The organism is Lactobacillus sp. UMNPBX15 (assembly GCF_002553785.1).
Lineage (GTDB): Bacteria > Bacillota > Bacilli > Lactobacillales > Lactobacillaceae > Lactobacillus > Lactobacillus crispatus.
Genome location: NZ_PCYV01000053.1, coordinates 1 through 5,992 on the forward strand (window position 1 = coordinate 1; position 5,992 = coordinate 5,992).

Consider the following 5,992-nt stretch of genomic DNA (forward strand, 5'->3'; position numbering starts at 1 on the left):
TTGTTATTTGGATAACAATCAAGTTAACACAAAATCGCCAAATTAAGAAACGTAATAGCTAATTAATAATCTTTATTCATTCGCTTTATGCATAGCTAACTATTACCAATAAATATTTTTTATAATAGTTATTTTGATTTACGATTTTTATTTTTTAAATCATTTAACGAAATACTATTTTGGCTTGCAATGAGAGCATTATTTTTGCGAAAGAGAATTGCAAAAGATTCATTAGTAATTTGCGTCTCAATTGCAAAACCTTGAATTTGAGTAAAGAAGTCGCTATTGATAACTATTGCATCTAATTTTCCCTCATTAAATAGATTAACTAGTTCTATACTGTTAGAACTGATCTTTAATCTTTTAAATTGATTAAAATTTTCAGCAAAAATATCGGGCATCAGATAGGCACTTATATTATCAAATACCCCGACTCGTAAGGTGGTTATAGTTGGCTTTAGCGCAATTATTTCTTTTAAATCTTGAAGTATTTTATCTGACTTATTTTTAAAAGCAAGTCCAGCAGCAGTGAGGACAATACCATCAGTATTCCTAATAAATAATTTCTTATTGACAATAGCTTCTAGCTGTCTAATTTTTTTACTGACAGTAGATGGTCTAGGTAGAGATAGTTGCTAGCTTGACTGAAGCTAGCAAATCTACTAACAACATCAAAAATATGCAGTAGTTCGAAGTTTAGTTTATTCATTTATGATTAACTCCTTATTTTGAGTAGAAATAATAAATCTATTTTAGCAACAAATGTAACTAAAATCCTTTTCTTAGTAAAGAATTAGATGTGAGTTTTACGTCAAATGATGAAATAGATATTTACTAGTATTTACTTTGAACCAAAGTCTCAAATTAGTAAAAAAAATATGTTTGACATCTAACAAAAGGAGGACCTATATGGAACCGATAAAAAAGGTTATTAAGCAATCTTCCGTTCAAATAGATCGTGAACGAGAGACGTTTGCTAATACCTTGGGTATCACCGGCGTTCAAATGACAACTTTAGATTTTATTTCTAATCATCAAAATCAAACTGTTTCACAACATGAAATTGAAAAGGAACTAGATTTAAAGCGTTCAACGATGACAATCATGATTCAAAGAATGGAGAAAAGAGATTTAGTTAAACGCGTTACTAATGCGGTCGATAAAAGACAGAAGGATGTTTCTTTAACTGCTAAGAGTAAATCACTTATTCCCAAGATAAAAGATTATATGCGTCAAGATGATCGAAAAGTTCGTAGTCATTTTACACAAGCTGAAATAAATACGGCACTAAAAGTTTTAAAATTTGTCAAAAATGGAGGAAAAAATGGAACCAAATAATGAAAGAATATCATCAAAAGTGTTTGCAGCAGTAATTGCCACGGGATTAATGTCATTTTCTGGCGTTCTAGTTGAAACTTCAATGAATATTGCTTTTCCAACCTTGATGCGTGATTTTAATGTTTCAACCAATGTTGTGCAATGGATGACTTCAATTTATTTGCTTGCAGTTTCAATTATCGTGCCAATCTCTGCTGCATTAAAAAGTTCATATAAAACTAAAAGTCTATTTTTAATCGCTAATTTTTTGTTTTTACTTGGCTTAATAGTTGATGCTACTGCACCAATTTTTCCGGTGCTATTGCTCGGAAGAGTAATTCAAGGCATTGGTACTGGAATCGCACTAGCACTTGGGCCAACCTTTGGCGGAATCGTCCTACAGGCATTGAATTGGCGCTGGGTCTTTTGGTTTTTAATTCCATTGATTATTATTTCATTGTTATTAGGCATCTGGGGTATTGAACAAAAATCTGCTGTTAAAAAAGTTAAGATTGATCGCCTTAGCTTTATCATGATCGCAATCTTCTTTATTGGAATGTTGGTTGGCTTCAGCAACTTAGGAACAGGACAATTGGGTGCAACTGCTATTCCAATTTTGATTGCTTTATTAGCTTTAGCTCTGTTAATTTGGAGATCTAATCGAATTAAAATGCCAATTTTGGATCTAAAATTATTTAAAAATCATAGTTTTACAGGTCATATTATTGGTTTTTTCTGCATTCAACTAATATCTTTGGGCAATGCATTTTTATTGCCAAATTTCATTCAATTGGTTAATCATAATACTGCTTTTTTAGCAGGCTTGATTGTTTTGCCAGCAGGAGTTGCTGGTGCAATCATGGGTCCAATTGGTGGTCGGTTGCTAGATAATTATGGTGCACGCAAACCTATTTTATTTGGTGTAAGTTTGATGTTGCTTGAAACATTGTTTTTTGCAGTATTACCTAATCAGATGAATAATATTTTTATATTGATAGTTTATATCATTTACATGGCAGGAATGGGAATGATATTGGGAGATGTCATGACTGATACTTTGGCAGTAATTGATGAGAGTGAAACTACTCAAGGCAACGCTATTTTAAATACTGCTCAACAATTTGCTGGTGCTGTTGGAACCTCAATTACTTCAGCAATCGTTGCTTCTAGTCAAAAAGGTACTAAGTCAGCTGATTTAACCAGAATCGGAACACAGCATGCATATATTTTTCTTTTATATTTAGTTATTTTAATCATGGCTTTATTTATCAAATATGTTGGTAGAAGAACTGCAACTAAGTAAAGGATCACATATTCAAGATATTGCTTTTTCAAAAATTATCTGCTATTATCTTACTTACAAAAAGTAAGCAAATAATTTAGGAGTTGATAAAAATGAATATTGAATTAGGTATCTCATCATTTGGTGAAACTACACCATTAGAAACAACAGGAAAAGCAATTAGTCATGATCAAAGAATCAGAGACTTATTAGAAGAAATCATTCTTGCAGACAAATTGAATATTGATGCATTTGCAATCGGTGAACACCATCGTAAAGATTTTGCTGTCTCAGCACCGGAAATCATTTTAGCAGCTGCTGCTTCGAAAACTAAGCAAATCCATCTTTCAAGTGCTACTACAAATCTACCAACAATTAATCCAATTAGAGTTTATGAACAATATGCAACAATGGATGCAATCGCACCAGGAAGAGTTGAAATCATGGCAGGACGTGGATCATTTACTGAGGCATTTGATCTATTCGGTTATGATTTAGAAAATTACGATGAACTTTTTATTGAAAAACTAGAAATGCTACTCAAAATGAACAAAGAAGAAATTCTCGATTGGCCAAAAGGAAAGTTTACACCTAGAGTTGATCATAAAGGAATTTATCCGCGCACTAAAAAGCCAATCCCTATTTCTGTAGCTACAGGCGGAAGCATAGAATCGACTATCCGAACTGCAGAGTTAGGTTTGCCAATCGTTTATGCGATAATTGGCGGTGATCCTTTGCACTTTAAACCACTAATTAAGTTGTACAGAAGAGTTGCAGAAAAAGTTGGCAATGATTTAACGAAGATGCCAATTGCTGCACACTCTTGGGGGCTGGTTAAATCATGATAAAGACAAAGCCATCAAGGATTACTTCTATCCTACCAAATTGTTAGTTGATCAAATTAGTACGGAAAGACCGCAATGGACAGGGATGACATATGAACAATATCTTGAATCGATCGGAGAAAATGGTGCAATTTTTGTTGGCGATAGCGAGACAGTTGCAAATAAGATCATCAAAGTCATGGAAGAACTTGGGTTAACTCGCTTCTATCTTCATTTGCCAATTGCTTCAATGCCGCATGAAGATGTGATGAATGCCATTAGAATTTATGGCGAAGAAGTAGTGCCGAAGGTGAAGACGTATTTTCAAAAAAGACTGAGCAAGATCGTCTTAAATTAAAGTGGAAGAATTAAATAGAGAGTAATAATATAGGGTTCAAGAGTCTAGATGACTTTTGAACCCTTTTTCACTTTTAGAGATAAACCTAAGGAGGATGCTTATTATGATCATTCGCACCGTAACAATGGATGATTTAAATGAAGTAGTAGAACTGGAATCTGACGCATTTAAGATGACTAAAAAGCAAACTGAACAAGATATGATTGGTAGAATTGAGAATTATCCTGATACTTTTTTAGTTGCACAAGAAGATGGAAAAGTGATTGGTCATATTTTTGGTCCTGCTTTTAATAAACGCTATATTGAAGATGAATTATATTTTGAAAATCATCCTAATCAAAAAAATGATCGCTATCAAATGGTCTTGAGTTTAGCGGTCTTGCCTGAATACCGCAAACAAGGCGTAGCGACAAAATTAATTGAAGCAATAGCGCAAGAGGGCAGAAAGCAAAATCGTCAAGCTATATCTTTAACTTGTTTACCGAAATTGATTAAATTTTATGAAAAACGTGGTTTTTATAATGAAGGCGAGACCAATGATGATATTCCAGATCCAACTGGTGTTACTAGCGTAAATATGGTAAGGGCTTTGTAAAATGACGCAATTAACTGAAGAAATGTATGCAATTTTTGATCGGGATGAATTTTCTTTTAAAAAATTGAAATCGCAATATTCTGAAGATGAATTAGCGCAAATAAAAACAGATTTTAAAGAAATTTGGCAGACCTGGAAAGAAATAAACTTAAATGTTTATCAAAAATCACCACAAGATAAATTTGCTAAAGTTCATGTTGAAAGTTGGACCAATGGTTGGAACTTACGCGATCATTACTGGGCAGCTTATCGTTTGAATGCTTTAGCCGATAAAAGTCCATGCATCGGCGTGATGCTGGATAATAAGCAGCTGCAGGTTTATCTTATGTTTCAGCATTATAAGAGTGAAAAGCGCGGCGATAATCCTGAAACATACAATAAATTATTAACTGATCTTCCTGATTGGGCAAAAGGGCGGACAACTAATAATTGGTACTTATGGGATAAAAACGAAATGGAGTTTGCTGATCATTTATCCTTAAATGAGTATTTAACAGATGCTGAAAAACAGACTTCATTTAATAAGGAAGCAACTCAATCCAGTTTCCTATTAGGAAAATTTGCTTTTAGAAAGCAAGATCAAGTTGCAGATATGGAAAACTTCATCTTAGATGGTATTGGGCAGCTATTGCCGTTATATCGAAAGTTAGCAAATTAAAATACGTTAAAATTGTATTTTAAAGTGTTCATGCTACATAATAAAAGTAAATACTGCTGTTATTGTTTAATTGAAGGGATAACAAATGGATATTTATTCAATTATTGGCATGATCATTTTAGGTTTAGTTACCGGCACAGTAACTAGTATGATTGTTGCCTTAATTTTTGTCTTCTTAGGAATTGCCATGCTTGTTGTGCATTTAATTAAGTGAAATCTATACGTAAAAGTAATAAGGCAAAATAACAAATTGATATTTTTTGAATAAGTATTGCTGTGCTATATTGAAGGTGTTACTGCTCCATCATTGGTGCAATTGATCATAATCCTTCTGCAGGTACAGTTCTCCTTGATAAAAAATAAAACTAAATTCATCAACGTTATCTAATAATGATATAATGTCTGTGTTGGATTTTTTAGAAAAGAGATAAAAACAAAAATGAATACAATCGCATTTAACCAACAATTATCAGATAAGTTGAACGAAGAACTTAATCCAGAATTGTTCTCTACCCCAGGTAAGGGTGAGATTACAGTTGTTGCTAATGAAAAGAAAGACTTACGTGAGTACCGTATTATTACTAAGGATAATAAAGTAGTCGATGTAGTCGATGCATATGATGCAGATCATGATGCAGCTTATCAAAAGATGATGGATTTCTTGAAGAATTACCGTTAATAATTGAATTAAACTAATGGGCTAGAAGCTTGATAATGAGTTTCTAGTCTATTTTTTTGCCAATTTTTCCTAATGAATTAGCTAGATATAGTAATAATTTTGCCGTTCAAGTTATTTTTTTAACCACTTAGTAAAAAGTGATTGAATATTAAAAAAATAGCAGTAATATTAAGCAAAAATAAGATATTTTTAATATTTTAATTTGCTTGGAGATGAGACAAATGGAAACTGTCAAATCTTTTGTGTAAATAGATCTTTCTCGTAAATTGATTTTTTAAT

10 protein-coding genes are annotated in these 5,992 nt (G+C 32.5%); 8 read left to right on the plus strand and 2 right to left on the minus strand.

Annotation, left to right across the window (positions count from 1 at the left end; genetic code table 11):
- Positions 1-128 precede the first annotated feature (128 nt).
- Complete coding sequence (locus tag CP366_RS11010) at positions 129-401, minus strand: hypothetical protein (RefSeq protein WP_233197987.1); 273 nt, start codon at positions 399-401, stop codon at positions 129-131.
- A 182-nt stretch (positions 402-583) separates the two neighbouring features.
- The gene (locus CP366_RS11095) at positions 584-709 is read right to left on the minus strand and encodes a hypothetical protein (RefSeq protein WP_255404546.1); all 126 of its coding nucleotides are present in this window, start codon (positions 707-709) and stop codon (positions 584-586) included.
- 200 nt (positions 710-909) lie between these two features.
- On the opposite strand from CP366_RS11095, the gene CP366_RS10000 reads away from it, so the two are divergent.
- From CP366_RS10000 to CP366_RS10025, 8 genes are all read left to right on the plus strand, one after another.
- Complete coding sequence (locus CP366_RS10000; protein ID WP_089148032.1) at positions 910-1,338, plus strand: MarR family winged helix-turn-helix transcriptional regulator; 429 nt, start codon at positions 910-912, stop codon at positions 1,336-1,338.
- Positions 1,325-2,620, plus strand: a complete 1,296-nt coding sequence (locus tag CP366_RS10005) for an MFS transporter (protein WP_089148031.1) — start codon at positions 1,325-1,327, stop codon at positions 2,618-2,620. The genes CP366_RS10000 and CP366_RS10005 overlap by 14 nt, the downstream gene beginning before the upstream one ends.
- A gap of 92 nt (positions 2,621-2,712) precedes the next feature.
- Complete coding sequence (locus tag CP366_RS10010; protein ID WP_369823063.1) at positions 2,713-3,444, plus strand: LLM class flavin-dependent oxidoreductase; 732 nt, start codon at positions 2,713-2,715, stop codon at positions 3,442-3,444.
- Entirely contained in the window at positions 3,410-3,781 is a 372-nt protein-coding gene (locus CP366_RS11170) for a hypothetical protein (protein ID WP_369823064.1), read from the plus strand. Before CP366_RS10010 ends, CP366_RS11170 begins: the two co-directional genes overlap by 35 nt.
- 103 nt (positions 3,782-3,884) lie before the next feature.
- A complete protein-coding gene (locus CP366_RS10015) occupies positions 3,885-4,376 on the plus strand; it encodes a GNAT family N-acetyltransferase (RefSeq protein WP_089148030.1) in 492 nt (163 codons plus the stop codon).
- 1 nt (position 4,377) lies between these two features.
- The gene (locus CP366_RS10020) at positions 4,378-5,034 is read left to right on the plus strand and encodes an HI_0552 family protein (protein WP_089148029.1); all 657 of its coding nucleotides are present in this window, start codon (positions 4,378-4,380) and stop codon (positions 5,032-5,034) included.
- Positions 5,035-5,119: 85 nt separating this feature from the next.
- On the plus strand, positions 5,120-5,248 hold the full coding sequence (locus CP366_RS11100) for a hypothetical protein (RefSeq protein WP_255404547.1): 129 nt from the start codon (positions 5,120-5,122) through the stop codon (positions 5,246-5,248).
- Positions 5,249-5,473: 225 nt separating this feature from the next.
- Positions 5,474-5,713, plus strand: coding sequence for a hypothetical protein (locus CP366_RS10025; protein WP_005720287.1), 240 nt, complete (start codon positions 5,474-5,476; stop codon positions 5,711-5,713).
- The last annotated feature ends 279 nt before the right edge of the window (positions 5,714-5,992 follow it).